Source organism: Trinickia sp. HAY1-2D, assembly GCF_056754935.1.
The window spans coordinates 3,534,051-3,555,951 of sequence record NZ_JBPGWX010000002.1 but is presented as its reverse complement, the minus strand read 5'-3'; the positions used below and the strand labels follow the sequence as shown (position 1 = coordinate 3,555,951).

Here is a 21,901-nt window from a genome sequence, read left to right as displayed (position 1 = left end):
CGTGGCGAAGGCCTGTAGGCCAACGAAACCACGCCAAAGAAACAACTCAGGAGCACGTGTAGATGAAAACGAAAGCCGCAATCGCATGGAAGGCGGGCGCCCCGCTCACGATCGAAGAGGTCGAACTCGAGGGACCGCGTGCGGGCGAGGTATTGATCGAGGTCAAAGCCACCGGTATTTGCCACACGGACTATTACACGTTGTCCGGCGCCGACCCCGAAGGGATTTTTCCGGCGATTCTCGGGCACGAAGGCGCAGGCATCGTCGTTGATGTCGGCCCTGGCGTCGGCACCCTCAAAAAGGGCGACCACGTCATCCCGCTTTACACGCCGGAATGCCGCGAATGCAAGTTCTGCCTGTCGCGCAAGACGAATCTCTGCCAGAAGATTCGTGCGACGCAGGGCAAGGGCCTGATGCCTGACGCGACGTCGCGCTTTTCGATCGACGGCAAACCTCTCTTTCACTACATGGGTACGTCGACGTTTTCGAACTACATCGTCGTGCCGGAGATCGCAGTGGCGAAGATCCGCGAAGACGCGCCGTTCGACAAGGTCTGCTACATCGGCTGCGGCGTGACGACGGGTGTCGGCGCGGTCGTCTATTCGGCGAAGGTCGAAGCGGGTGCCAATGTGGTCTTGTTCGGGCTCGGCGGAATCGGCCTGAATGTGATCCAGGGCGCGAAGATGGTGGGCGCGGACAAGATCATCGGAGTCGACATCAATCCGAAGCGCGTCGAACTCGCGAAGAAATTCGGAATGACGCACTTCATCAACCCGAACGACGTCGAAAACGTGGTCGACCAGATCGTTCAACTGACGGACGGCGGCGCAGACTACTCGTTCGAATGCGTGGGCAACGTACAACTGATGCGCCAGGCGCTCGAGTGTACGCACAAGGGCTGGGGCCAGTCGTTCATCATCGGCGTCGCCGCGGCGGGCCAGGAGATCAGCACGCGTCCATTCCAGCTCGTCACGGGCCGGGAATGGAAGGGCTCGGCCTTCGGCGGCGCGCGAGGACGCACCGACGTCCCGAAGATCGTCGATTGGTACATGGAAGGCAAGATCAATATCGACGATCTGATCACGCACACGCTGCCGCTCGAGCGCATCAACGAAGGCTTCGATCTGATGAAGAAGGGTGAATCGATTCGCTCGGTCGTCCTCTATTGATGCAGGGTTCGGAGCGCGGGTCGCCGCGCTCCGGATCGGTGCCGAATCGTAGTGAATCGCATTGAACCGCATCCGCATCAAGGAGACGCACGATGCTCGAATTGCTCTCGTCGCACGCCTGTCATGGCGGGCAGCAGCGTTTTTACCGGCACGAGTCGAAGGCCATCGGACTGCCGATGCAGTTCTCGATCTATTTGCCGCCGCACGCACAGCACGGCCGTGTGCCGGCGCTGTTCTATCTCGCTGGTCTGACCTGCACCGAAGAGACTTTCCCCATCAAGGCGGGCGCACAGCGCTTCGCCGCGCGGCTCGGCATGGCACTCATCGCGCCCGATACGAGCCCGCGCGGGGCCAATATCGAAGGCGACAGCGAGAACTGGGATTTCGGCGTGGGGGCCGGCTTTTATGTCGATGCGACGCGCGAGCCCTGGTCGAAGCACTACCAGATGTACTCCTATGTGCGTGACGAGCTGCGCCACGCGGTGCTCGCCGAGCTGCCGATCGACGGCGCCCGGCTCTCGATCTGTGGGCATTCGATGGGCGGGCATGGTGCGCTCGTACTCGCGTTGCGCAATCCGGGCCTTTATCGATCCGTTTCGGCATTCGCACCGATTTCGGCACCGATGCGCTGTCCATGGGGCCAAAAGGCGTTTTCCGGCTACCTGGGCGACGATAGCGACGCATGGCGGCAATATGACGCAAGCGATCTCGTCGGGCGCGCCGGTACAGCACGCTTCGAAGAAGGCATTCTCATCGATCAGGGCCTTGCGGATAAGTTCCGCGTCGAGCAACTCCATCCGGAGGTGTTTGAAGCCGCATGCCTGAAGGCCGGACAACCGCTTACTCTGCGTCGGCACGAGGGCTACGATCACGGCTATTACTTCATCGAGACCTTTATCGAAGATCACATCACGCATCACGCCCGCGCCTTGTCGCTCACGCCAGCCTAAGACAGACGGCTCAGCGCGACGATTGGCGGCGTGCTACGATTTGCTGCGCGCCAATGCTTGACATGTGCCTTCGCGGTCTCAGCGGCGCGTCTTTATGCGCCGTTTCGACGACGCGCGAGCCGTTCAGCATGCCGATTCAATACCTCCGCGGGTTCACCATGCCCGAGCGTACCGACGAAGCCAATCGTCGGCTCGGGCGCTCGCTCGCGTTCGTCGCAGGCGCCGCCAATGCGGGCGGCTTTCTTGCCGTGGGGCAGTACACGTCGCATATGTCGGGGATCGCCTCCACGTTTGCCGACTCTCTGGCGCTCGGCAGCATCGAGACGGCAGTGACCTGCGTGGCGTCTTTGCTCTCGTTCCTTTGCGGCGCGGCGACTTCGGCCATCTTGATCAACTGGGGCCGCAGACGTGCGCTGACCAGTCTCTACGCCATGCCGCTAATGCTCGAAGCTATGCTACTGCTTTGTTTCGGGCTGCTCGGCTCGCACCTCGAGGGCCATCGGGTGCTGTTCGTGCCAGCTACCGTGGCGCTGCTGTGCTTCGTGATGGGGCTGCAAAACGCGATGATCACGAAGATTTCGAAAGCGGAGATTCGTACCACCCATGTGACAGGACTCGTCACCGATCTTGGCATTGAACTCGGCAAGCTCTTTTACTGGAATGCGTCGCGCGGCGACGAGGCGCCCGACCCGCTGTTCGTGCGCGGTGATCGGCAGAAGCTGGTGCTCCTGGCCTCATTGCTGGCCGCGTTCATTTGCGGCGGGCTCGCGGGCGCGATCGGCTTCAAGCATCTCGGCTTCGTATCGACGGTGCCCCTCGCAACGGTTCTACTCGCGCTCGCCGCAGTGCCGTTGGTGGACGACATGCTGGGGCCGCGGGGCTAAGACCGCCGGAGCTTTATTCGGTCCCCATGCGGTCGAAATCGTCGGGATCCGCAATCTCACCCGCCATGAAGCCAAGACGGCGTTTGGCAAAATGAGCCTCGACTTGTGCGTCGGCAACAAGCGGACGATCGTCTTCCAACGCTTCTCTCACCCGTGCACGGAACCAAGCGTCGTGTTCCGTGGGCTCTGGCGTCAATCCTAAGGGCAACGCGTCTTCATTGGCGATTCCCGTCATGCCGATCTCCCGGTAGTCAATTGTCGGACGGGAGTTCAATTGCACGACGTCTGCCGATCCGATAGGACAAGTCGGACAGCAATCCATCATCCCGCACTGCAACATCGAAACCGCTTTCCCGCGCTTGACAGCCCCGAGCGCGTATCCGATCATTCGATCACTAAACGAGCAAATGCTCTGCCGTTGAGCGATAGCTCACCGGCAAAGAAAACGGGTCACTTCATTACCCAATCGGAGACGTTTCGTGAAATTGCGCGAAAAAGTGGCGATTGTGACGGGCGCCGCGAGCGGAATCGGTGAGGCCGTGGCCGAGCGGTATGTGAGCGAGGGCGCTCGCTGTATGCTGGTCGACGTCAAATCCGTCGATGCCATATCCTCGCTCGTCGAACGGCACCCCGATCGCGTCCATGCCGTCACCGCCGACATCACGCGCCGCGAGGACATCGAACGCATCGTGGCCGGCACCGTCGAGCGCTTCGGCGGCATCGACATCCTGTTCAACAACGCGGCCATCTTCGATATGCGCCCGCTGCTCGACGAATCGTGGGACATCTTCGACAAGCTGTTCTCCGTCAACGTGAAGGGCATGTTCTTCATGATGCAAGCAGTGGCCCGGCGCATGGTCGAGCAGGGCCGGGGCGGCAAGATCATCAACATGTCCTCGCAGGCAGGCCGCCGCGGCGAAGCGCTCGTGTCGCATTACTGCGCCACGAAGGCCGCCGTCCTCAGCTACACGCAATCGGCTGCCCTGGCTCTCGCGCCCCATAAGATCAACGTGAACGGCATTGCCCCGGGCGTCATCGACACCCCGATGTGGAAAGACGTCGACGCCTTGTTCGCCCGCTACGAGAACCGGCCGCTCGGCGAAAAAAAACGCCTCGTTGGCGAAGCCGTGCCGCTCGGGCGCATGGGTGTACCCGCCGATCTCACGGGCGCCGCGCTTTTTCTGGCCTCGGCCGACGCCGACTACATCACGGCGCAAACACTCAATGTCGATGGCGGCAACTGGATGAGCTAGACCTTTTCCGCATGCGCGCCTACAACAAAGGCTGACGGATGCGGCGTGAGCCCGAGCAGTTCCCTACAACGTACAAGACTAGGAGACACACGATGCAATCTGAATTCGGTACCGCCCGCCGTTTTGCGTACAAGGCGTTGGGCGCCGCTGTGCTGGCTTGCGCGGCGGGAGGCGCCGCCAGCGCCGCATCGGCTGCGACCGTCACGATCGCTGTCGTGAACAATCCCGACATGCTCGAGATGAAAAAGCTCTCGGCGGAGTTCGAAAAGGCCAATCCGGATATCAAGCTCAATTGGGTCGTGCTCGAGGAGAACGTGCTGCGCCAACGCGCCACGACCGATATCACGACGGGCAGCGGCCAGTTCGACGTCATGATGATCGGCGCCTACGAGGCTCCGCAGTGGGGCAAGCGCGGCTGGCTCTCGCCGATGACGAATCTGCCCGCCGACTACGACCTGAACGATGTCCTCAAACCCGTGCGCGACAGCCTCTCGTCCGGCGGTACCCTCTACGCGCTGCCGTTTTACGCGGAAAGCTCGATGACGTTCTACCGCAAGGATTTGTTCGCGGCGAAGAGCCTGACCATGCCGCCGAATCCGACCTACGATCAGATCACGCAATTTGCCGACAAGCTGACGGACAAGTCGGCCGGCATCTACGGCATCTGCTTGCGCGGCAAGGCGGGTTGGGGCGAAAACATGGCCTACCTGACGACGCGTGTCAATGCTTACGGCGGCCGCTGGTTCGACGAGAAATGGCACGCACAGTTGACCACGCCCGAATGGAAAAAGGCCGTCAGCACCTATGTCGATCTGATGAAAAAGGATGGCCCCCCGGGCGCCAGCTCGAACGGCTTCAACGAAAACCTGACGCTGATGTCCTCGGGCAAGTGCGCGATGTGGATCGACGCGACGGTGGCTGCCGGCATGCTCTATAACAAGCAGCAGTCGCAGGTGGCCGACAAGATCGGCTTCGCCGCGGCGCCGACGGAAGTCACGGCGAACGGCTCGCATTGGCTGTGGGCCTGGGCACTCGCCATTCCGAAGACGTCCAAGCAGCAGGATGCCGCGAAGAAGTTCATCGGTTGGGCGACGGGCAAGCCCTATATCGAACTCGTGGCGAAGGACGAAGGCTGGGCTTCCGTGCCGCCCGGCACGCGCCAATCGACGTATGCGCGCGCCGAGTACAAGCAGGCGGCGCCGTTCTCGGACTTCGTGCTGAAGGCGATCGAGACGGCCGACCCGAATCACCCGACGTTGAAGCCCGTTCCCTACACCGGCGTGCAGTTCGTCGGCATTCCTGAGTTTCAATCGTTCGGTACGGTAGTCGGGCAGAGCGTCTCGGGCGCGCTCGCGGGCCAGATGTCCGTCGATCAGGCGCTTGCGGCCGGTAACGCGGCGGCCGATCGCGCGGTGCGGCAAGCGGGCTATCAAAAGTAACCGGCAAGACGCACCCGCGGTAGCGGGACCCGAAACGCGGTAATCGATCGGACGATGCGTGCAATACGTGAAATACGCATCGTCGGGTCCCGTGCCGTCCGCCCGGCACGTCGAGCAAGACGCGCCGGGCCGATGTAACGAGGTGACGGAAGATCAGGAGGCCTTAACGATGCGACATCTTCACCTTCCCATGGCGCATGCGGAGAACGAGGCCGCCGTGCCGAGTCCCGAGCGGCGCGCATTGCCGACACGCTGGCTTGCGATGCCTTCTGTCGCGGTCCTCGTGCTCTGGATGACGATTCCGCTCGCGATGACGATCTGGTACTCGTTCTCGCGCTACAACCTGCTCAATCCCGATGCCACCGGGTTTGCCGGCCTCGACAATTACCGCTATCTGATCACCGACCCTGCGTTCATGCCCTCGATCGTGCACACGCTCGAGCTGATCGGGTCGGTGCTCGGTATTACGGTCGTCGGCGGTGTGTTGATGGCGGTACTCTTCGATCGAAAATTCATCGGCCAGGGTGTTGCACGCCTGTTCGCGATCGCGCCGTTCTTCGTCATGCCCACGGTCAGCGCGCTCATCTGGAAGAACATGATGCTGCATCCGGTCTACGGCGTCATGGCCGACCTGATGCGCGCTTTCGGCATGCAGCCCATCGATTGGCTGGCCGACTACCCGCTGTTCTCGATCATCGTGATCGTCGCCTGGCAATGGCTGCCATTCGCGTTTCTGATTTTGTTCACGGCGATCCAGTCGCTCGACGAAGAGCAAAAAGAAGCGGCGCGCATCGATGGCGCCGGCCCCATCGCGATGTTCTTCTTCATCACGCTGCCGCACCTGCGGCGTGCCATTGCGGTGGTCGTCATGATGGAGACGATTTTCCTGCTGTCGATCTTCGCGGAGATCTACACGACGACCTCGGGCGGCCCGGGCAATGCGACGACGATCCTGTCGTACCTCATCTATGCGCTCGGTCTGCAGCAGTTCGATGTCGGTCTCGCGTCGGCGGGCGGCATTCTCGCCGTCGTGCTCGCGAATGTCGTCGCGTTCTTTCTCGTGCGCATGCTCGCGAAAAACCTCAAAGGGGAGTACGACAAATGAGCCATCCGACGCTGCCTGCCGCCCGCACGGGCTGGCCATTGCCGTCGCTCGCCGCGCTCAAGCGCGCGATACCGGGCACATTCGCGTGGCTGATCTCGCTCGCGCTGTTCTTTCCGATCTTCTGGATGACGATCACCGCATTCAAGACGGAGCGCGACGCCTATGCCTCTTCGCTCATCTTTTCGCCGACGTTCGACAGTTTCAGGGAGGTTTTTGCCCGCAGCGATTACTTTGCTTTCGCGCGCAACTCGATTCTGATCTCGGCCGGCGTTACGCTGTTGTGCCTCGCGTTCGCGGTGCCGGCCGCCTACACGATGGCGTTTTTTCCAACGCGGCGCACGCAAAAGCTGCTGTTGTGGATGCTCTCGACGAAGATGATGCCGTCCGTCGGCGTACTCGTGCCGATCTACCTGCTCTGGAAGAACATGGGACTGCTCGATACGGTCTGGGGCCTCGTCATCGTCTATTCGCTGATGAACCTGCCTATCGCGGTCTGGATGGCGTTCACGTACTTCAACGAAATTCCGCGCGACATTCTCGAAGCCGGCCGCATCGACGGCGCGTCGACCTGGCAGGAAATCGTCTATCTGCTCACGCCGATGGCGCTGCCGGGGCTCGCGTCCACCGCGCTGTTGCTCGTCATCCTCTCGTGGAACGAAGCGTTCTGGAGCATCAATCTGTCGAGTTCGCATGCCGCGCCGCTGACTGTGTTCATCGCATCGTACTCGAGCCCGGAGGGGCTCTTCTGGGCAAAGCTGTCGGCTGCATCGCTGCTCGCCGTCGCACCGATTCTGCTCGTCGGCTGGGTCTCGCAAAAGCAGCTCGTTCGCGGCTTGACGTTTGGAGCCGTGAAATGACGGGATCGATCCCTGCTCGCCCCGACCGGCTGCTGATTTGCGATTGCGACGGGGTGCTCATCGACAGCGAAGCGGTCGCGGCACAGATGCTGATCGCCGAGCTCAGTGCGCGATGGCCCGATGTCGACGTGGAGCCCGTCGTGATGCCGCTGCTGGGGCTGCGTATCGAGCGCGTGCTCGGCGACAGTGCGGCCGAGCTCGGCAAGGCGTTGCGCGGCGAAGAAATCGAAGCGATCAGGCGCAGTGTCGAAGCCGCGGCGCGCGACGCGCCCGTGGTCGCGGGCGTCGAAGCGGCGCTCGACGCTGTTTCGCTGATGAAGGCTTGCGCGAGCAACAGCTACACGGGCTACGTCGAGGCTGTGCTGGCGCGCACCGGGCTCGCGCGCTTTTTCGGCGATAGGCTCTTTTGCGCCGATCGCGTCGCGCGGCCGAAGCCTGCACCCGATGTCTACCTTGCCGCGGCGGATCGTTTGGGCGTGCCGCCGCAGGCATGTCTCGTCATCGAGGACAGCGTGGCCGGGGTCGCGGCCGCGAGTGCCGCGGGTATGACGGCGCTCGGCTTCATCGGCGGCGGGCACGCGACTCATCAACACTTCGATGCGCTCACGGCCGCGGGCGCACGACACGTATTCGACGACATGCGCCGCCTGCCGGCGCTCGTCGACCGATGGCTCGACTCGGGCGACGCGTTCGCGCGGGCATCGACCGATATGAAAGGAGACGAATCATGGCAAGCGTGACCTTGCGCGGCATTGCGAAGCGCTACGACGAGAACGAAGTACTGCGCAATGTAAATCTCGATATCGCCGATGGCGAGTTCGTCGTGTTCGTCGGCCCGAGCGGCTGCGGGAAATCGACGCTGCTCAGGATGATCGCGGGCCTCGAGGACATCAGCGGCGGCGAGCTGACCATCGATGGCGCGCGCATGAATGAAGTGCCGCCCGCCAAACGCGGCATCGCCATGGTGTTCCAGTCGTACGCGCTTTATCCGCATATGTCGCTCTACGACAACATGGCGTTCGGCCTCAAACTCGCGGGCACGAAGAAGGCCGAGATCGAAGAGGCCGTGCGCAATGCCGCCAAGATCCTCCATATCGATCACCTGCTCGACCGCAAACCGAAGCAGCTGTCGGGCGGCCAGCGGCAGCGCGTGGCGATCGGGCGCGCGATTACGCGCAAGCCCAAGGTGTTTCTATTCGACGAGCCGCTGTCGAACCTCGATGCGGCGCTGCGCGTGAAAATGCGGCTCGAGTTCGCGCGGCTGCACGACGATTTGAAGACCACGATGATCTACGTGACGCACGATCAGGTCGAAGCGATGACGCTGGCCGACAAGATCGTCGTGATGTCCGCCGGCAACGTCGAACAGGTCGGCAGCCCGAACCGTCTTTATCACGCGCCTGCGAACCGCTTCGTGGCGGGTTTCATCGGTTCGCCGAAGATGAATTTCCTTGCAGGCGTCGTGCAGAGCTCAGGGGCCGATGGCGTGCTCGTGCGCTACGAAACCGGCGAGATGCAACAAGTGGCCGTGGAGCCGCGCGGCGTACGCGAGGGCGAGCCGGTCACGGTCGGCGTTCGCCCCGAGCACTTGCACGTACGCGCCGCGGGTGGCAGCGAGTTCGGTGTGGCAGCGACGGTGACCGCGGTCGAGTCGCTTGGCGATGCCGCCTATCTTTACGCGGATTCCCCGGTGGCGCCCGACGGACTGATCGCGCGCATTCCCCCGCTCGAGCGGCATGAGCGGGGCGAGGCGCTGAGGCTCGGCGCGGACCCGGAGCACTGCCATCTGTTCGATCAAGAGGGCCGGGCGTTCGATCGGAAAATCGTCGAGGTACTGTCAGCAGCGTAAGCCGCGGGGGCGGGGCGCCAAAGGCGATCGATGTCGCTCTAGCGCCCCGACACGTGCCGCGTCTCGCCAGCACTCTCGCCGAGCGCCACGCGCGCACACGCTTCATCGGTCACCAGCCCCGAGAGCCAGCCGCCTTTGAGCGCGGCCAGCACCGCGCGATGCTTGCGCGGGCCGCCCGCAAAACCGATCGTCGGGCGTTTGGGCGGCGCATCGAGCTGCAGGCTCGTCACGCGCCGCCCTGTCGACGATTCGACGCGTGCGCCTGCGTCATTGATCGGCAGCCCTAACATTTCCGCCCTGGCGCCGAGGCGCGTGAGTTCTTGCACTTCGTCCGCGGTGATGAAGCCGTCGACATGAAGCGGGCATTGCGGCCCGATGTCGCCGATGCCGACGAATGCCACGTCCGCTTGCGCGGACAGCCCTTCGACGATGCGATAAAGACGGTGGTTGCACCACTGCGCCCGCTCGGCTTCACTATCGGCAAGCAGCGGCGCCGGCAGCAGAAAGTGCTTGCCGCCCGTCTTCTCCGAGATATGCAGCGCGACGTCGTAACGGTTCGACGATCCGTCTTGCGCGATCGCACCGACCATCGAGACGAGCCGATGCTGCGGCCGCTCGATCTGCGCGAGTTGATCGACGGCAGCCTTGAGCGTACGGCCGCTGCTGACGGCGACGATCATCGGCTTTTCTTCGCTCAGATAGCGTTCCATGACCTGCGCGCCCGCGACGGCAAGCTTGCGGCCGATGGCTTCGGGGCTGTCGTCGTCGACGGGTGCGATTTCGCACATCGACAAGCCGTATCGCTCCGACAGGCGCGCGGCCAGCGCGAGGCAATCGGCCAAGCGATGCTCGACGCGCACACGAATCAGATTCTTTTCGACAGCGAATGCCACGAGCCGCTGCGCAACGGGGCGCGAGACTTGCAACTTCTCGGCGATCTCGTTTTGCGTATCGCCGGCTACGTAGTAGAGCCAGGCCGCGCGGGTTGCAAGTTCGAGCTTGTCGTTGGATTTGGACACGGATGCGATGCCGGTAGGACTGAGAAACGTTTTGGGCCGCTTACATGCAGGCGACTTGCCGATGTGCCGGATCGAACAGCGGCCGCACGTGACGATAGAGCGCCCGGTACGAATCGAGCCGCCTGCGCAATCGAGCATGCCGCTCGGCGTTCGGCGCGAACTCCGCGACGATGGGCGGCTTGGCCAACGCCTGCGCCGGGTCGCCGCCCGCCGCCAGCCATCCGAGCCGCGCCGCGCCGAGCGCCGCGCCGGTTTCTCCGCCGCCATGCTGGCGTGTCGGAGTCGATAACGCATCGGCGAGCAACTGCGCCCAGTAGGCGCTGCGCGCACCGCCGCCGAGCAGCGAGAGCGCGTTCGGCTTGGTCCCGGCGGCAGCCAAGGCGTCGAGCCCGTCGGCCAGCGCGAGCGTCACGCCTTCGAGCACGGCGTAGCCGAGCAGTGCGCGATCGGTCGCATGCGTCATGCCGAAGAAAACGCCTTGCGCGAACGGATCGTTGTGGGGCGTGCGCTCGCCCGACAGATAGGGCAGAAAAATCGGCGCATCGGCGAGCGCCTCCGTTGGGAGCGCGGCAGCTTCGGCGACGAGCGTCGGCTCGTCCGTGCCGGTCAGCTTGCAGACCCAGCGCAGGCAGCTCGCCGCGGACAGCACCACGCTCATCTGATGCCAGCGGTCGGGAATGGCATGGCAAAACGCATGAACGGCCGAGGCCGGATTCGGCAGGAACCGATCTCCGACGACGCATAGCACCCCGGACGTACCCAGCGAGACGAAACCGTCGCCCGGCTCCGTCGCACCGATGCCGATGGCGCTCGTCGCGTTGTCGCCGCCACCGGCCGCAACGACGATCTCGTTCGAGGCAAGCCCCCATTCATGCGCGAGCTCGCGCCGCAGCACGCCGGACGGGGCGCTGCCCTCAGCCAAGCGGGGCATTTGCGCGCGTTTCATATCGCATGCGTCGAGCAGTTCGTCGGACCAGTCGCGCCGTGCGACATCGAGCCAGAGCGTCCCAGCGGCGTCCGATGGATCCGAGACCTTGTCGCCCGTCATCATGAGGCGCAAATAGTCTTTCGGCAGCAGCACGGTAGCGGTACGGCGAAAGAGCTCGGGTTCGTGGCGCGCGACCCACAGCAGCTTCGGCGCCGTAAAACCCGGCATGGCCAGGTTCCCGGCGACTTCATGCAGTCGCGGCGCGCGTGCGGTCAGCGCTTCGCATTCGTCGACGCTGCGCATGTCGTTCCAGAGAATCGCGGGGCGCAGCACGCGGTCCTGCTCGTCGAGCAAGACGGCGCCATGCATCTGACCGGAGAGTCCAATGCCGCGCACCTGCGAAAACGCTTCGCGGTGCGACTCGCGCAGCTTCGCGAGCGCAATGCAGGTGCCTTCCCACCAGTCGGCGGGGTTCTGCTCGGACCAGCGCGGATGCGGCCGCGAGACGGAAAACGGCGAGCCGGCCGTGCCGAGCACGTGCCCGTTCGGGTCCAGCAGCAAGACCTTCACTTCGGACGTGCCGAGATCGATGCCGAGATACATGGCTGTGAGCCCTTCAGATTCGGAGTCGAAAAGCGCGATGCGCTACTTTAGCCGGGCGCAATGATGCACTGCAATGGGGGTGAGCCCTGCCGATATCGATTCAGCGACCCGAGGCGAGCCAGCCGTCGACACGTTCGAGCGCGCTTCGCAGCGCGGCCAGGAGGGCCGGAGTGTCGGCCAGCCCACCCCACAGCAGCCGGGATGCGCAAAAAGCGGCCAGTGGATCGGGCGCGTCGAACATGCCGCGCGCGGCGGCCTCGTCCATCACGCCATCCTGATAGGTATAGGGCAACGCGCCTTGCCGCCAGCGATCGAGAAAGCGGAAAAAGAGCGCGGGCAGGACCGCCGTGGCGTTGGGCTCGACGCCGCGCGCAAAGGATTCGGACAGCGTCGGCGCGATGAAGCCTGGAATCTTCGAAAAGCCATCGGCGGCCACGCGTTGATTCGTGTCCTGGATATACGGGTTGCCGAAGCGGTCGAGCACGACGTCGCGATAGCGGGCGAGATCGAGCGGACTCGGCGTGAGACAGGGGATCACGTCCTCGGTCACATAGTCGTACGCGAACCTGCGGATCTGCGCGTCGTGCGTGCCTTCATGAATGAACGTCAGCCCCGCGAGCGTGCCGGCCCATGCGATGCAGCTGTGGCTCGCGTTCAGGATGCGGATTTTCGCTTCCTCGTAGGGCAGCACCGATTCGACGAGTTCCGCGCCGACGCGCTCCCATGCCGGACGCCCGGCGCAAAAGCGATCTTCGATGACCCACTGGATGAAGGCCTCGCCCATCACGGGACAGGCGTCGTCGACACCGGTCGCCGCCTTCACGCGTTCGCGAACTTCGGGTGTGGGGCGCGGGGTGATGCGATCCACCATCGAATTGGGGCAGGACGTGTTGGCCTCGAACCACTCGGCGAGCGCGGTGCGGCCGCTCAACGCGAGAAACGAGCGCATGCCCGCTTCGAACCTCTCGCCATTGCTGCGCAGGTTGTCGCAGCTTTGCAGTGTGACGGGGCCGGCATTGCGGGATTGGCGGGCTTCGAGAATGGCAGCGAGCGCACCGTAGATCGTGGTTCGCCCGCCGCGCAGATCGGCGGCGAGGTCCGCGTTGGCCGTATCGAGCCGGTCGTGTTCGTCGAGGTAATAGCCGCCCTCGGTCACCGTGAACGAGACGATCTTGCACGCCGGATCGGCGCCCGCTTCGATGAGCGCCTCGAGCCCGGGCGACCACGGCAGCACGCGGCCGATCGAGCCGACCGTTTCGTAGGCGCGCTCGCCTTGCGGCGTGACGGTCTCGAGCGTATAGCGCCCGTGTTGCGCCGCCAGTGCGTCGAGCACGGCATTCATGTCGCCGCGGATATTGCCGACCGTGAGCGACCACTGAGGCTCGCCCGGCGCGCTGGCCTGCTGCAGCCGATGCAGATACCACGCCTGATGGGCGCGGTGAAACGATCCCGCGCCGAGGTGGACGATTACATTTGAAGCGCCGCGCTGCGCATTGTCCATCGCTTGTCTCCGATCCAGTCAGATATGACCCCAATCGCTGATTCAATGCGATGGGTCGATCTTTTGTTCTGTCGATGAGCGAATGATCGGTTTGCGCGGAGCGAAAGTCAAGATCGGCGTCGCGCGAGCAGACTCGCCAGATAGACGAGTGCGGCGAGGGCGGTGATCCAGAAGCTCGTCGGCCAATCGGTATAGAACGCGAGCGTCACGCCGAGCCACGCCTGCGCCAGCGCAAACGCCGCGGCGAGCGCGATCCCGCTGCGAAGGCGCGTCGAGATGTTCTGCGCCGCCGCGGCAGGGCCGACCATCAGCGTGAAGACGAGCAACACGCCGACGATCTGCGTACAGGCCGCCACGGCGAGCGCGGCGATCGTCAGGAACAGCATCGATACGACGCGCAGCGAGACTCCCTTCGCTTCGGCGAGCTCGGGTTGCAGCGTCGCAAAAACGAGCGGGCGCATGATTGCGCCGAGGGCGACGAGGCTCGCCACCGCGATGCCGGCCAGTATGGCGAGCGTCGTATGCGTGACGCCGAGCACGTTGCCGAACAGCAGTGCCGTGATTTGCGTGGCGTACGCCGTGAAGAAGTGCAGGAACAGCAGTCCGCAGCCAAGCGAAAGCGAGAGCACGACGCCGATGGCGACATCGCGTCCGGCCAGCCGCTCGCCGAGCGCGCCCATCGAAAGCCCCGCGGCGAGCGTGAACGCAATCATCCCCCAGAGCGGCGAGACGCCGATCAGCGCGGCGCCCGTCGCGCCCGTGAAGCCGACGTGCGACAGGGCATGCCCCGCGAATGTCTGCTCGCGCATGACGAGGAAGTAGCCGACGATTCCGGCCAGCACCGCAACGATGCCCGATGCCGCGAACGCGTTGACCATGAAGTCGTATTCAAACATCGTGCGTATGCCCGTGAGAATGGACGTGGCCGTGCCCGTTGCCGGCTCCTGGCTCGCCCTCGTGCGCGTGATCGTGCTTTTCGATTTCGACGTCGCCTGACATGACGAAAATGCGGCCGTTCACGCGCATGACGTCGATCGGCGAGCCATAGAGCCGGGACAGCACCGGCCGAGTGATGACTTCGTCGACGGTGCCGAGCGCAGCGGAACCGTTGCCGAGATACAGCACGCGATCGAGCGCGCTCAACAGCGGGTTCAGCTCGTGTGCGGAAAAGAGCACGGTGATGCCCAGCTCGCGCTGCACGCGGCGCACGAGTTCCACCACGCCGCGTTGATGGCTCGGATCGAGGCTGATGAGCGGCTCGTCGAGCAGCAGCAGGCGCGGCTGGCCGAGCAGGCATTGCGCCAGCAAAAGTCGCTGCCGCTCGCCACCTGAGAGCTCGGACAGGGGGCGCTCGGCCAACGCTTGGCCGTCCACGAGATCCAGGACCCGCTCGACTTCGGCGCGCGTGGCCGCATCGGTACGCGGCAGGCCCCAACGATGTCCGTCCGCCGCCATGGCGATGAAGTCGCGCCCGCGCAGCCGCCGGCCGGCAAGCGCGCTGCGCACTTGCGGCATGTAGCCGATGCCCGGGTTGCCGCGGGCGATCGGCTCGCCCGCGATGCGGATCGTTCCGTGCGCGAGCGGGACCAGCCCGAGAATCGCGCGCAGCAGTGTGGTTTTGCCCGCGCCATTGGGGCCGAGCACGCCGACAAACTCCCCTGCGCCCACGGTGAGATCGGTATCGGCAAGGATCGTGCGCCCGCCCAGCGCGATCGTGACGCGCTCGAGCTCGAGTGCGCAGCCGCGGGCCGACGCCATTGCCGTTGCCATTGCCTCGATCATGGTTGTTTCGCGTCGAGCGCAGCCTCGAGCGCGCCGAGTTGAGCGAGCATCCATTGCTGGAAGGTCTTGCCCGCCGGTTGCGTTTCCGTGACGCTCACCGTCGGCACGCCCGAGTGCTTCGCGAGCTGGAGCATCCTTTTAGTCAGCGCTTCCGTTGCCTGACTGTTGTAGATCAGCACGCGGACTTTCCGCTCGCGCAGATCGCGCTCGAACGCCGCGATATCGCTGGCGCTCGGTTCCGTGTCGTTCATGGCGGCCAACTGAAAGCGCATGTTGCGCATATCGAGGCCTATCGCGTCCGAAAGATAGCCGAACACGGGCTCCGTTGCGGTCACCGGCGTGCCGCGATAGCGCTCGCGCAACTGGGCGACCTTCTGGTCGATCGGCTTCAGCGCATCGATGACGGCCGCCAGATGCCGGTCGTAGTCGGCCTTGTGCGTCGGGTCGGCCGTAACCAGTGCCGCCTCGATCTTGCGAGCGACGGCCGGCATCGTCTGCGGGGCGTACCAGAGATGCGGGTTGTCGCCGCTCTTCTTGTCGACGAGTTCGGCTGCGACGATGGTCGTGCGCTGGCCGCCCTTGGACGCGGCGAGCAGTTTTTCCATCCACGGATCGTACGCGGCGCCGTTGTAGACGACGATCGCGGCGTGCTGCAGCGCCCGCGCCGTCTTCGGACTGGCCTCGAACAGATGCGGATCCTGATCGGGATTGCTGAGAATGCTCGTGACGTCGACATGGTCGCCGCCGATTTGCCTCGCGATATCGCCATAGAAATTCTCGGCCGCCACAATATTGACTTTGACGTCGCCGGCCGCGAACGCGGCTGCGCTCATCGACAACGCGGCGAACCCCGCCGCGACGGCTTTCGCGATGGCGACGGTCCGGCTATTGCGGCCGATGCGCCGAATCTTGGCAATCGAATTCATCAATGTTTTCCTTGGTATCGACGTTACGAAGAGCGCGGCGGCGCGGACCGGCCCTGCGCCTTGCATTCGCCGCACAGTCCGCTCAACTCGACGACTTGCTTGTGGACTTCGAACCCGTGCGCAGGCGGCGTCGCGGACAGGCGCTCGGCGAGCTCGTCGCCGGGAATCTCGACGGTTTCGCCGCAACGCTCGCAAATCAGGAATTGGCTCTGATGCGGTTTGCCGACCTCGCAGCAGGCGACGAACGCATTGCGCGATTCGATTCGATGCACGAAGCCGTGCTCGACGAGAAAGTCGAGTGCGCGATAGACCGTGGTGGGCGGCACCCGTCCGCGCTCGGGTTCGAGCGCCGCGAGGAGGTCGTAGGCGCCGATCGGCTTGCCCGCACCCGCAACGAGTGCATAGACCTGCCGACGCAGCGGTGTCAGCGCGAGGCCGTTCTCGGCCGCGAACGCATCGGCGCGCGCGAGTCGATCGGCGACGGAATGGGAGTGAGCGGCAGCGGACATGACTTCGGTCCCGATTGAGTATGGGTGACATGATATAACATATCATCCGCTTTGCCGGAAAACCGCTTCGCTACGCGGGGGTATCGGCAAGGCGCCGCGGTAGCAACGGCGCTTCCTCGTTTCAAAGCACGGTGCGCACGTGCCAAAGCTCGGGGAAAAGCACCACGTCGAGCATCTTGCGCAGATACGGGGCGCCCGCTGTGCCGCCGGTACCCTGCTTATAGCCGATGATGCGCTCCACCGTCGTCACGTGACGAAAGCGCCACTGGCGAAAAGCGTCCTCGAGATCGACGAGTTCCTCGGCCATCTCGTAGAGCTCCCAGTGCTGCGACGGGTTGCGATAGACCTCGAGCCATGCCGCTTCGACCGAAGCGTCGTAGACGGTGGGCGAGGTCCAGTCGCGCTCGAGCCGCTCGTGTGCGATCGCGAAGCCGCGTCGCGCAAGCAGCTTGACCACTTCGTCGTAAAACGAGGGGGCCTCGAGCGCCGCGCGCACGGCCGCCAGGATGTCCGGCCGATGCTCGTGCGGCTTGAGCATCTGCGCGTTCTTGTTGCCGAGCATGAATTCGATTTGCCGGTATTGATACGACTGAAAGCCCGACGACCGGCCGAGATAAGGGCGCATGGCGGTGTATTCGGACGGTGTCATCGTGGCCAGAACATTCCACGCCTGAACGAGCTGTTCGAGAATGCGCGACACGCGCGCGAGCATCTTGAAGGCGGGCGGCAGGGCGTCGCGCTTCACGCAATCGAGCGCCGCATGCAGCTCATACAGCGCGAGCTTCATCCAGAGTTCGCTCGTCTGATGCTGGATGATGAACAGCATTTCGTTGTGATCGGGCGACAGCGGATGCTGCGCGGACAGCAGCGATTCGAGCGACAAGTAATCGCCATAGCTCATCGATTGTGAAAAATCGAGCTTGGCGTCATGCCAGCCTTCGCCGTTGCGCGCGCTTGCGCTGCCGGCTTTCGCGGTACCGGCACCGGATACGTCCGGCAACTCGGGCAGATCCATGTGATCGGTCATGTCGAATTCCTCTCCATCCTCTGCAATGCGGCTGATCGTCGATCCGCACCGCACCGGCGAACATCGGTTCAAGTCACGGTATGGCGCGCGGCGAATTCGGGCGCCCGCCACGTTTGGCGCTCGAGAATGTCGCGCAAGGTTTCGACGGCATCCCAGACGTCGACGAAGCGCGTATAGAGCGGCGTGAACCCGAAGCGCAGCACGGACGGTTCGCGATAGTCGCCGATCACGCCGCGCGCGATGAGCGCTTGCATCACTTCATAGCCGTGCCGATGTTCGAAACTCACGTGCGAGCCGCGCTGCGCATGCGCGCGCGGCGTGACGAGCGAAAGCGCCTGGCCCGCGCAGCGCGATTCGACAAGCGCAATGAATTGATCCGTGAGGGCGAGCGACTTGCGGCGCACGGCGTGCATGTCCGTCTCGAGAAAAACATCGAGCCCGCTTTCGACGAGCGCCATCGAAACAATGGGCTGCGTGCCGCAAAGGAACCGTCCGATGCCGTCGTCGGGCGTATAACGCGGGTCCATCGCGAACGGGGCGCGATGTCCCCACCATCCGGAGAGCGGCTGCGAGAGCCGCGCCTGATGGCGCTTGGGCACCCACGCGAAAGCGGGCGAGCCCGGGCCGCCGTTCAGATACTTGTACGTGCAGCCGACCGCGAAATCGGCATTGGCGCCGTGCAGATCGACGGGCACCGCGCCGGCCGAATGCGCGAGGTCCCAGAGCGCCAGCGCGCCGGCACGATGAGCGATCTCCGTCATTGCGCCCATGTCGTGCATAAGGCCCGTGCGATAGTTGACGTGCGTGAGCATGACGACGGCCGTTTCGTCGTCGATCGCGGCGGGCAGATCTGCGGGGTCGTCGACGAGCCGCAGCGTGTAGCCGCGATCGAGTTGTTCGATGAGCCCCTGCGCGATGTAGAGATCGGTCGGGAAATTTGCGCGCTCGGAGACGATCACGCGGCGGCTCGCATCGCGCGCGTCGGCTTCGCGTAACGCCGCCGAGAGCAGTTTGAACAGATTGATCGAGATCGTGTCGGTCACGACGGTCTCGCCCGCCGCGGCGCCCACGAGTGGCGCGAGTTTATCCCCGAGCCTGCGCGGCAACGCGAACCAGCCTGCGCCGTTCCAACTGCGTATGAGCCCGCCGCGCCATTCATCGTCGATGACCGCGCGTGCGCGCGCCGCCGCGGCCACAGGCGGCACGCCGAGCGAATTGCCGTCGAGATAGATCGTTTGCGCGTCGAGCGCGAAACGGCTGCGCAGGTGCGCGAGAGGGTCGCTGCGGTCCAGCGCGAGCGCTTCGTCACGGGTTTTCATGATGTATGGGCGGCAGGAAACGAACGGGTCGGAAGGCGGATCGATCGATAGACTTTAGCCGCGCTTGTCGGGCAACGCGCGCAAGACCGCGCGCACGGGGCTTGCGTCGAGCGTCGTCAATTTGAGCGGCAGCGCGATGAGTTCGTAATCGCCGGGCTCGATCGCGTCCAGCACGAGCCCTTCGAGAATCGCCATCCCGTGGGCGCGCACGCGTCCATGAGCGTCCATCGTTTTGGATGTCTGAGGGTCGAGCGACGGCGTATCGATACCGATCAGCATCACGCCGCTTTGCGCGAGCAGATCGAGCGTCTCGGGCGCCACAGCGCAAAACGCATCGTCCCATTCATCGACAGGGGCCTGCTCGTAGGTTCGCAGCAGCACGCGCGGGGGCGTGCCGTCGAGTTGCGCCGCCACATGAGCCGGCGTCACGAGCGGCGCGGCGCCTATGCAATGGATCACTCGGCAAGCGCCGAGGTATGGCGCAAGGCCGACCGCCCCGATCGGGGCCCCGTGAGCGTCATAGTGCAGCGGCGCGTCCGCGTGCGCGCCCGTATGCGGTGAGAGGGTCATCCGTGCGACATTGACCGGCGAACCCGCGTCCATTTTCCAGACGCGTTCAATCGTGACCGGCGTATCGCCCGGCCAGACCGGTGTGTGTGCTTCGACCGGCGGCGAAATATCCCAGAGCCTGCGATTGTCCATTTTGGGGTGGTGAATAAGAACGGATGCTTCGATGATAAGCGCCCAGGCGCGCAAGGTGCTTGCGAAATCGTCGCGCCAAGCGCGCTAGACTAGAAGATAATTCGATATAAGCATCGAAATGGGGGCAAAAATGAACGCGATCTCGCTCGACGCCACGGATTGCCGCATTCTGAGTGTGCTGCAAAACGAGGGCCGCATCAGCAATCTCGACCTCGCGGAAAGAATCTCGCTATCGCCGTCGGCGTGTTTGCGCCGGTTGCGTCTGCTGGAGGAGCAGGGCGTCATCGAGCGTTACCGGGCGTGTCTGAACCGCGAGGCGCTCGGGCTCGAGCTCGAGGCATTCGTGCAGGTTTCGATGCGCAACGATCAGGAGAACTGGCATGAGCGCTTCGCCACGGCCGTGCGCGAGTGGCCCGAAGTCGTTGCGGCCTTCGTCGTGACGGGCGAGAGCCATTATCTGCTGCGCGTGCTCGCGCATAGCCTCAAGCATTACTCCGATTTCGTGCTTTCGAAGCTCTACAAGGCGCCCGGCGTGATGGATATCCGGTCGAACATCGTCCTGCAAACGCTCAAGGAAGACTCCGGCGTGCCGGTAACGCTGACGCCGACGCCGACGCCGCACTGAGCGCGGTCGCTCCCGCGGAGCGGAGCGCTCATTATTCACGCCGATGTCAGCTCGTCACCGACGTTCGAGGGCGTTGTCGCGCCGTGTTTCAACGCGGCTTCAATCCGTGGAATGCACCGCCGTGGAAAACGAGCGGGGCCATGCTTTCGGCGTCCGGATGGACGCCGCAGCGCTCGACTTCTCCGACGAAAATCACGTGGTCCCCTTCGTCGTAGCGGCTGCGGTTATGGCATTCGAACCAGGCGAGCGCGCCGTCGAGCACGGGCATGCCCGTGCCGCCCGCCGCGTGCGACACACCCGCGAACCGGTCGCCCTTGACCGTGGCAAAGCGCTGACAGAGATCGTATTGCGTTTCCGATAGCACGTTGACCACGTAATGGCTATTGCTGCGAAACACCGGCATCGATGCGGATCGGGTCGCGAGACTCCAGAGCACGAGGGGCGGATCGAGCGATACCGAATTGAACGAACTCGCCGTGATACCGATCAACTGGCCGGATGGGGCGCGGGTGGTGATGACGGTGACGCCCGTGGCGAACTGGCCAAGCGCGCGGCGGAACACTCCCGAATCGAAGTCGGGTGGGCTCGCATGCTTCATCGGCGTGACTCCCGGCGGCGGGATCGTGGACGAGCTTGTGGCGTGGACAGGCGGGGAAGGAACAGCTGGCGTGGAGAGTCGAAGGTCATGGTGCGAAAAGGCGAATAGCGAAATTCTAATGGAATCCGGACATTTCGCCGCGCATTCGGGTCAGCCGGGGGGCTCGAGCGCTCCGCCGCACATAAAACGCACTAAGCTTTTAGAATCCGTTTGTGAGCGAATACACCGAAGCGCAAACGCTCGTCGACAGGGAGACAGTCATGACTGAGCCGATGGAAACCGCTACGTTGGGCGGAGGTTGTTTCTGGTGTCTGGAAGCGGTTTATGTCGATCTCGACGGCGTCGTTTCCGTCGAATCGGGGTATGCGGGCGGCAACGTCCCGCGTCCGAGCTACGAGCAGGTGTGCGACGGCGGGACCGGTCACGCCGAAGTGGTCAAGGTTCAATTCGACCCCAGGAAGATCAGCTACCGCGAGATCCTCCAGGTATTTTTTTCGATCCACGATCCGACGCAGCTCAACAGACAGGGCAACAACGTGGGGACGCAATATCGATCGATCATCTTCACGCACTCCGATACGCAACGCGACATTGCGCGAGAGGTCATGGACGAACTCGAGCAGGAGCATGTGTACGACAAACCGATCGTGACCGAAGTCCGCTCCCTCGACGACAATTATTGGCCCGCCGAGGCCTATCACCAGAATTACTTTGCGCAACATCCCGAGCAGGGGTACTGCGCGTTCGTCGTGGCCCCGAAAGTGGCCAAGTTCCGGGCCAAGTTCGCCAGCTGGACACGCTCCGGCGTTTGACGGCAACGGCTTGGAGGTACGAACGCTTCGTGCCGGCGCTGACG

The 21,901-nt window shown here is 64.0% G+C and carries 23 protein-coding genes; 11 read left to right on the top strand and 12 right to left on the bottom strand.

The features are described 5' to 3' along the window. Nucleotides 1–62 precede the first annotated feature (62 nt). The 3 genes from ACR9ZC_RS23590 to ACR9ZC_RS23580 all read left to right on the top strand — a co-directional run bounded on the left by ACR9ZC_RS23590 (nucleotide 63) and on the right by ACR9ZC_RS23580 (nucleotide 3,003). Nucleotides 63–1,169: an S-(hydroxymethyl)glutathione dehydrogenase/class III alcohol dehydrogenase gene (locus ACR9ZC_RS23590; protein ID WP_481582111.1), complete on the top strand. Its 1,107-nt coding sequence runs from the start codon at nucleotides 63–65 to the stop codon at nucleotides 1,167–1,169. A gap of 92 nt (nucleotides 1,170–1,261) precedes the next feature. Further along, the gene (gene fghA, locus ACR9ZC_RS23585) at nucleotides 1,262–2,119 is read left to right on the top strand and encodes an S-formylglutathione hydrolase (protein WP_481582110.1); all 858 of its coding nucleotides are present in this window, start codon (nucleotides 1,262–1,264) and stop codon (nucleotides 2,117–2,119) included. A 128-nt stretch (nucleotides 2,120–2,247) separates the two neighbouring features. Beyond that, on the top strand, nucleotides 2,248–3,003 hold the full coding sequence (locus ACR9ZC_RS23580) for a YoaK family protein (protein ID WP_440561423.1): 756 nt from the start codon (nucleotides 2,248–2,250) through the stop codon (nucleotides 3,001–3,003). 13 nt (nucleotides 3,004–3,016) lie between these two features. Here ACR9ZC_RS23580 and ACR9ZC_RS23575 read toward each other — a convergent pair whose 3' ends face one another. Then, nucleotides 3,017–3,283 (bottom strand): hypothetical protein, encoded by a 267-nt coding sequence (locus ACR9ZC_RS23575; protein ID WP_481582109.1) that lies wholly within the window; start codon nucleotides 3,281–3,283, stop codon nucleotides 3,017–3,019. 199 nt (nucleotides 3,284–3,482) lie between these two features. Here ACR9ZC_RS23575 and ACR9ZC_RS23570 point away from each other — a divergent pair, with 199 nt between their 5' ends. The 6 genes from ACR9ZC_RS23570 to ACR9ZC_RS23545 all read left to right on the top strand — a co-directional run bounded on the left by ACR9ZC_RS23570 (nucleotide 3,483) and on the right by ACR9ZC_RS23545 (nucleotide 9,506). Next, complete coding sequence (locus tag ACR9ZC_RS23570; RefSeq protein WP_481582108.1) at nucleotides 3,483–4,256, top strand: L-iditol 2-dehydrogenase; 774 nt, start codon at nucleotides 3,483–3,485, stop codon at nucleotides 4,254–4,256. Between the two features lie 92 nt (nucleotides 4,257–4,348). After that, the gene (locus ACR9ZC_RS23565; RefSeq protein ID WP_481582107.1) at nucleotides 4,349–5,695 is read left to right on the top strand and encodes an ABC transporter substrate-binding protein; all 1,347 of its coding nucleotides are present in this window, start codon (nucleotides 4,349–4,351) and stop codon (nucleotides 5,693–5,695) included. A gap of 169 nt (nucleotides 5,696–5,864) precedes the next feature. Then, nucleotides 5,865–6,800, top strand: coding sequence for a carbohydrate ABC transporter permease (locus ACR9ZC_RS23560; RefSeq protein ID WP_481582106.1), 936 nt, complete (start codon nucleotides 5,865–5,867; stop codon nucleotides 6,798–6,800). Further along, on the top strand, nucleotides 6,797–7,657 hold the full coding sequence (locus ACR9ZC_RS23555) for a carbohydrate ABC transporter permease (protein WP_331568095.1): 861 nt from the start codon (nucleotides 6,797–6,799) through the stop codon (nucleotides 7,655–7,657). The genes ACR9ZC_RS23560 and ACR9ZC_RS23555 overlap by 4 nt, the downstream gene beginning before the upstream one ends. Continuing rightward, nucleotides 7,654–8,397 (top strand): HAD family hydrolase, encoded by a 744-nt coding sequence (locus tag ACR9ZC_RS23550; RefSeq protein ID WP_481582105.1) that lies wholly within the window; start codon nucleotides 7,654–7,656, stop codon nucleotides 8,395–8,397. Before ACR9ZC_RS23555 ends, ACR9ZC_RS23550 begins: the two co-directional genes overlap by 4 nt. Then, nucleotides 8,385–9,506: an ABC transporter ATP-binding protein gene (locus ACR9ZC_RS23545; protein WP_440560481.1), complete on the top strand. Its 1,122-nt coding sequence runs from the start codon at nucleotides 8,385–8,387 to the stop codon at nucleotides 9,504–9,506. The genes ACR9ZC_RS23550 and ACR9ZC_RS23545 overlap by 13 nt, the downstream gene beginning before the upstream one ends. A 38-nt stretch (nucleotides 9,507–9,544) precedes the next feature. Here the strand turns inward: ACR9ZC_RS23545 and ACR9ZC_RS23540 are convergent, their stop codons facing one another. The 10 genes from ACR9ZC_RS23540 to kynB all read right to left on the bottom strand — a co-directional run bounded on the left by ACR9ZC_RS23540 (nucleotide 9,545) and on the right by kynB (nucleotide 19,822). Further along, a complete protein-coding gene (locus ACR9ZC_RS23540) occupies nucleotides 9,545–10,525 on the bottom strand; it encodes a sugar-binding transcriptional regulator (RefSeq protein ID WP_331568092.1) in 981 nt (326 codons plus the stop codon). Nucleotides 10,526–10,565: 40 nt separating this feature from the next. After that, nucleotides 10,566–12,056, bottom strand: a complete 1,491-nt coding sequence (gene xylB / locus ACR9ZC_RS23535) for a xylulokinase (RefSeq protein WP_481582104.1) — start codon at nucleotides 12,054–12,056, stop codon at nucleotides 10,566–10,568. A gap of 100 nt (nucleotides 12,057–12,156) precedes the next feature. Further along, entirely contained in the window at nucleotides 12,157–13,557 is a 1,401-nt protein-coding gene (dalD, locus tag ACR9ZC_RS23530; protein WP_481582103.1) for a D-arabinitol 4-dehydrogenase, read from the bottom strand. 107 nt (nucleotides 13,558–13,664) lie between these two features. After that, nucleotides 13,665–14,453, bottom strand: coding sequence for a metal ABC transporter permease (locus tag ACR9ZC_RS23525; RefSeq protein ID WP_331568089.1), 789 nt, complete (start codon nucleotides 14,451–14,453; stop codon nucleotides 13,665–13,667). After that, nucleotides 14,446–15,339 (bottom strand): ABC transporter ATP-binding protein, encoded by an 894-nt coding sequence (locus ACR9ZC_RS23520; protein WP_481582102.1) that lies wholly within the window; start codon nucleotides 15,337–15,339, stop codon nucleotides 14,446–14,448. Before ACR9ZC_RS23520 ends, ACR9ZC_RS23525 begins: the two co-directional genes overlap by 8 nt. Further along, nucleotides 15,336–16,265 (bottom strand): metal ABC transporter solute-binding protein, encoded by a 930-nt coding sequence (locus tag ACR9ZC_RS23515; protein WP_481582101.1) that lies wholly within the window; start codon nucleotides 16,263–16,265, stop codon nucleotides 15,336–15,338. Before ACR9ZC_RS23515 ends, ACR9ZC_RS23520 begins: the two co-directional genes overlap by 4 nt. A gap of 23 nt (nucleotides 16,266–16,288) precedes the next feature. Next, a complete protein-coding gene (locus ACR9ZC_RS23510; RefSeq protein ID WP_331568086.1) occupies nucleotides 16,289–16,774 on the bottom strand; it encodes a Fur family transcriptional regulator in 486 nt (161 codons plus the stop codon). A gap of 121 nt (nucleotides 16,775–16,895) precedes the next feature. After that, nucleotides 16,896–17,801, bottom strand: coding sequence for a tryptophan 2,3-dioxygenase (kynA, locus tag ACR9ZC_RS23505; protein WP_481582100.1), 906 nt, complete (start codon nucleotides 17,799–17,801; stop codon nucleotides 16,896–16,898). Between the two features lie 68 nt (nucleotides 17,802–17,869). Continuing rightward, nucleotides 17,870–19,120, bottom strand: a complete 1,251-nt coding sequence (kynU, locus tag ACR9ZC_RS23500; protein ID WP_481582099.1) for a kynureninase — start codon at nucleotides 19,118–19,120, stop codon at nucleotides 17,870–17,872. A 54-nt stretch (nucleotides 19,121–19,174) separates the two neighbouring features. Further along, nucleotides 19,175–19,822 (bottom strand): arylformamidase, encoded by a 648-nt coding sequence (gene kynB / locus ACR9ZC_RS23495; protein WP_481582098.1) that lies wholly within the window; start codon nucleotides 19,820–19,822, stop codon nucleotides 19,175–19,177. 130 nt (nucleotides 19,823–19,952) lie between these two features. On the opposite strand from kynB, the gene ACR9ZC_RS23490 reads away from it, so the two are divergent. Continuing rightward, a complete protein-coding gene (locus tag ACR9ZC_RS23490) occupies nucleotides 19,953–20,447 on the top strand; it encodes an Lrp/AsnC family transcriptional regulator (RefSeq protein WP_173257319.1) in 495 nt (164 codons plus the stop codon). An 88-nt stretch (nucleotides 20,448–20,535) separates the two neighbouring features. Here ACR9ZC_RS23490 and ACR9ZC_RS23485 read toward each other — a convergent pair whose 3' ends face one another. After that, nucleotides 20,536–21,045: a flavin reductase family protein gene (locus tag ACR9ZC_RS23485; protein ID WP_440562851.1), complete on the bottom strand. Its 510-nt coding sequence runs from the start codon at nucleotides 21,043–21,045 to the stop codon at nucleotides 20,536–20,538. 260 nt (nucleotides 21,046–21,305) lie between these two features. On the opposite strand from ACR9ZC_RS23485, the gene msrA reads away from it, so the two are divergent. Then, a complete protein-coding gene (gene msrA, locus ACR9ZC_RS23480) occupies nucleotides 21,306–21,857 on the top strand; it encodes a peptide-methionine (S)-S-oxide reductase MsrA (RefSeq protein ID WP_481582750.1) in 552 nt (183 codons plus the stop codon). Nucleotides 21,858–21,901 lie beyond the last annotated feature (44 nt).

Bases quoted from the DNA above. Each gene is read 5' to 3' on its own strand.
- ACR9ZC_RS23560 (WP_481582106.1), top strand. From the start codon at position 5,865: ATGCGACATCTTCACCTTCCCATGGCGCATGCGGAGAACGAGGCCGCC.
- ACR9ZC_RS23490 (WP_173257319.1), top strand. From the start codon at position 19,953: ATGAACGCGATCTCGCTCGACGCCACGGATTGCCGCATTCTGAGTGTG.
- kynB (WP_481582098.1), bottom strand. From the start codon at position 19,822: ATGGACAATCGCAGGCTCTGGGATATTTCGCCGCCGGTCGAAGCACAC.
- ACR9ZC_RS23485 (WP_440562851.1), bottom strand. From the start codon at position 21,045: ATGAAGCATGCGAGCCCACCCGACTTCGATTCGGGAGTGTTCCGCCGC.
- dalD (WP_481582103.1), bottom strand. From the start codon at position 13,557: ATGGACAATGCGCAGCGCGGCGCTTCAAATGTAATCGTCCACCTCGGC.
- ACR9ZC_RS23545 (WP_440560481.1), top strand. From the start codon at position 8,385: ATGGCAAGCGTGACCTTGCGCGGCATTGCGAAGCGCTACGACGAGAAC.
- ACR9ZC_RS23550 (WP_481582105.1), top strand. From the start codon at position 7,654: ATGACGGGATCGATCCCTGCTCGCCCCGACCGGCTGCTGATTTGCGAT.
- ACR9ZC_RS23555 (WP_331568095.1), top strand. From the start codon at position 6,797: ATGAGCCATCCGACGCTGCCTGCCGCCCGCACGGGCTGGCCATTGCCG.
- kynA (WP_481582100.1), bottom strand. From the start codon at position 17,801: ATGACCGATCACATGGATCTGCCCGAGTTGCCGGACGTATCCGGTGCC.
- fghA (WP_481582110.1), top strand. From the start codon at position 1,262: ATGCTCGAATTGCTCTCGTCGCACGCCTGTCATGGCGGGCAGCAGCGT.
- ACR9ZC_RS23515 (WP_481582101.1), bottom strand. From the start codon at position 16,265: ATGAATTCGATTGCCAAGATTCGGCGCATCGGCCGCAATAGCCGGACC.
- ACR9ZC_RS23510 (WP_331568086.1), bottom strand. From the start codon at position 16,774: ATGTCCGCTGCCGCTCACTCCCATTCCGTCGCCGATCGACTCGCGCGC.
- ACR9ZC_RS23525 (WP_331568089.1), bottom strand. From the start codon at position 14,453: ATGTTTGAATACGACTTCATGGTCAACGCGTTCGCGGCATCGGGCATC.
- ACR9ZC_RS23565 (WP_481582107.1), top strand. From the start codon at position 4,349: ATGCAATCTGAATTCGGTACCGCCCGCCGTTTTGCGTACAAGGCGTTG.
- ACR9ZC_RS23590 (WP_481582111.1), top strand. From the start codon at position 63: ATGAAAACGAAAGCCGCAATCGCATGGAAGGCGGGCGCCCCGCTCACG.
- kynU (WP_481582099.1), bottom strand. From the start codon at position 19,120: ATGAAAACCCGTGACGAAGCGCTCGCGCTGGACCGCAGCGACCCTCTC.
- xylB (WP_481582104.1), bottom strand. From the start codon at position 12,056: ATGTATCTCGGCATCGATCTCGGCACGTCCGAAGTGAAGGTCTTGCTG.
- ACR9ZC_RS23580 (WP_440561423.1), top strand. From the start codon at position 2,248: ATGCCGATTCAATACCTCCGCGGGTTCACCATGCCCGAGCGTACCGAC.
- ACR9ZC_RS23520 (WP_481582102.1), bottom strand. From the start codon at position 15,339: ATGATCGAGGCAATGGCAACGGCAATGGCGTCGGCCCGCGGCTGCGCA.
- msrA (WP_481582750.1), top strand. From the start codon at position 21,306: ATGACTGAGCCGATGGAAACCGCTACGTTGGGCGGAGGTTGTTTCTGG.